The organism is Pseudomonas sp. CGJS7, from assembly GCF_036961695.1.
In genome coordinates this window covers 1-2,480 of sequence record NZ_JBAMDI010000280.1, presented here as the reverse complement: position 1 = coordinate 2,480, position 2,480 = coordinate 1, and the positions used below count along the sequence as shown (strand labels likewise).

Genomic DNA, 2,480 nt, shown 5'->3' with positions numbered 1-2,480 from the left:
GCCATCGGCGGCAACGCCCGGGTCAACGCCGACGGCAGCACCGCGCTCGGCGCCAACAGTTCGATCGCCGCCGGCGCCACCAACGCCGTCGCGGTCGGCGAAAGCGCCAGCGCAACCGCCAGCGGCGCGGTCGCATTGGGCCAGGGCGCGGTGGCCGATCGCGCCAACACGGTCTCGGTGGGCAACGCCAACCAGAAACGCCAGATCACCAACGTCGCCAACGGCACCCAGGACAACGACGCGGTCAACGTCGCCCAGCTCAAGGCCTCGCAGAACGGCACCGTGCGTTACGACACCAACGTCGACGGCAGCGTCAACAACACCCAGATCACCCTCAACAACGGCGGCGGCTCGGTCAACATCCGCAACGTGCGCGCCGGCACCGCCAACACCGACGCGGTCAACGTGCAACAGCTCAACGAAGGGGTGAACCGCGCGATCAGCACCTCCAACCAGTACACCGACAATTGGGGCAACAGCCTGCGTCGCGAAATCGGCCGGCTCGACGACAAGGCCAGCGCCGGCGTCGCCTCGGCGATGGCGGTGGCCGGTCTGCCGCAGTCCTACATGCCCGGCAAGAGCATGGCGGCGATGGCGGCGAGCACCTACCGCGGCGAAACCGGCTTCGCCATCGGCATCTCGACCATCACCGAGGACGGCCGTTACGTCTACAAGTTCTCCGGCAACAGCAACTCCAAGGGCGATGTGGGCGTCACCATCGGCGCGGGCATCGTCTGGTAATCGCGGCGGCTGCAGGAGGCATGCCGCTGCACAGGGACCTCCCCCCGGCGATCCGCGAGCCCTCCGCTCGCGGGTAGCCAGGCCGCCCGGAGCGATCCGGGCGGCCTTTTTTTACTGTCGCCGTGACGCGCACCGCATCGCCGGGCGGCGCGCGAGGGATCGTTCGCTCAAAACCCGCACGGCCGTTGCAAGGCCAAGCCAACGCAGCAAAATGGCAGGCAGACGATGCAAACAGAACCGGAACTCCATGCCCACGCGCATCTTCGGCGACAAGAACACCTTGCAGTTCCAGATCGCCGCGAAAGATCCCGGCAGCGAGCAGATGCGGTGCGTGGACATCCATGCCGCCGATACCCATCTGACCGCGAACGACAATGCGGTTTACGTTCCAGCCTTCCTGTTTCTGCTGCACAGGGATCTGAAGAGCTTTCGAAACGGCGCCCGTTTCCAGCCGCGGCCGGATGTTTTCGGCGACTTGGCGCCGGAACGGATCCATTCGATCTTCGCCGACGACTCCGAGCAAGCGCCCGACACCGGCAACCTGTCGGATCTGTGGGGCTTCCTCAATCTGGGCGATACGACCTTGCACTTGCTGAGTTTCCTGATTCCCACCCGCGACCGCCTGTACCTGACTGTGGACATGCACCGCCCCGACGAGGCGGCCTTGGAAATCCGTGCCGTCGAAGTCTCGGCCGAGGCCTTGCAGCAAACCTTGCTCGATACCTTCGAAGTGGTGGCGGCGGAGTACCCAGGCGAAAAATCGCATCTGTCCTGACCCGGCGGCGGCCCGCTCAATCCCCTTGGATCGGCAGCGAACGCCACCATTTCTCACCCCAGCCCGCCGCTATCGCCAGCACCTTATGACCGCCACCGTCCCGGCCCCCGCCACCACCGACGCCGCCCAGCGCCTGCACGACTGGCTGCGTCCGCACCGGCGCGTGTTCGTGCTGACCGGCGCCGGCATCAGCACCGATTCGGGCATCCCGCATTACCGCGACGAGCACGGCGCCTGGCAACGCAAACCGCCGATCGATTTCCGCGCCTTCGTCGGCGACGCCCGCGCCCGTGCGCGCTACTGGGCGCGCAGCTTCGTCGGCTGGCCGGCGTTCGCCGGCGCCCGGCCCAACGCCGGACATCGGGCGCTGGCGCGCTGGCAGCAGCGCGAGCCCGATCACGCCTTGGTGACCCAGAACGTCGACGGCCTGCACGCGCGCGCCGGCAGCCTCGACGTGGTCGATCTGCACGGTTGCCTGGACGAAGTGGTCTGCCTGGATTGCGGCGCGCGGCAAGCGCGCGAGCGGCTGCAACGCGAACTGGAACAGCGCAATCCCGATTGGATCGGCCTGGACGCGGCGGCCTTGCCCGACGGCGACGCGGACCTGGAAGGGCTGGATTTCGAGCGCTTCGCCACGCCGGTGTGCGGCGATTGCGGCGGCATGGTCAAACCCGACGTGGTGTTCTTCGGCGAGAACGTGCCGCGCGCCCGGGTGAGCGCGGCGCAGCAATCGCTGGCGCAGGCCGACGCGATGCTGGTGGTCGGTTCTTCGCTGATGGTTTATTCCGGTTTCCGCTTCGCCCGCGCCGCGCGCGAGGCCGGGTTGCCGTTGGCGCTGCTCAATCGCGGGGTGACCCGCGCCGACGATATCGCGACGCTGAAGCTGGAAGCCGATTGCGGGGCGACGCTGGATGCCGCGCTCGCGTAAATTTCGGCGACCCCCCGTAGGAGCCGCGCGAGCCGC

3 protein-coding genes are annotated in these 2,480 nt (G+C 67.9%); all 3 read left to right on the top strand.

Translation table 11 applies throughout. The features are described from left to right. A partial coding sequence (locus V7787_RS52655; protein ID WP_336095436.1) for a YadA family autotransporter adhesin occupies window positions 1–741 on the top strand: 741 nt, incomplete at its 5' end. A 247-nt stretch (window positions 742–988) separates the two neighbouring features. Beyond that, window positions 989–1,516 carry a hypothetical protein gene (locus tag V7787_RS52650; protein WP_336095435.1) on the top strand — a complete coding sequence of 176 codons (528 nt, stop codon included), beginning with the start codon at window positions 989–991 and terminating at the stop codon, window positions 1,514–1,516. A gap of 85 nt (window positions 1,517–1,601) precedes the next feature. Then, window positions 1,602–2,444, top strand: coding sequence for an NAD-dependent protein deacetylase (locus V7787_RS52645; RefSeq protein ID WP_336095434.1), 843 nt, complete (start codon window positions 1,602–1,604; stop codon window positions 2,442–2,444). The last annotated feature ends 36 nt before the right edge of the window (window positions 2,445–2,480 follow it).

Bases quoted from the DNA above. Each gene is read 5' to 3' on its own strand.
- V7787_RS52645 (WP_336095434.1), top strand. From the start codon at position 1,602: ATGACCGCCACCGTCCCGGCCCCCGCCACCACCGACGCCGCCCAGCGC.
- V7787_RS52650 (WP_336095435.1), top strand. From the start codon at position 989: ATGCCCACGCGCATCTTCGGCGACAAGAACACCTTGCAGTTCCAGATC.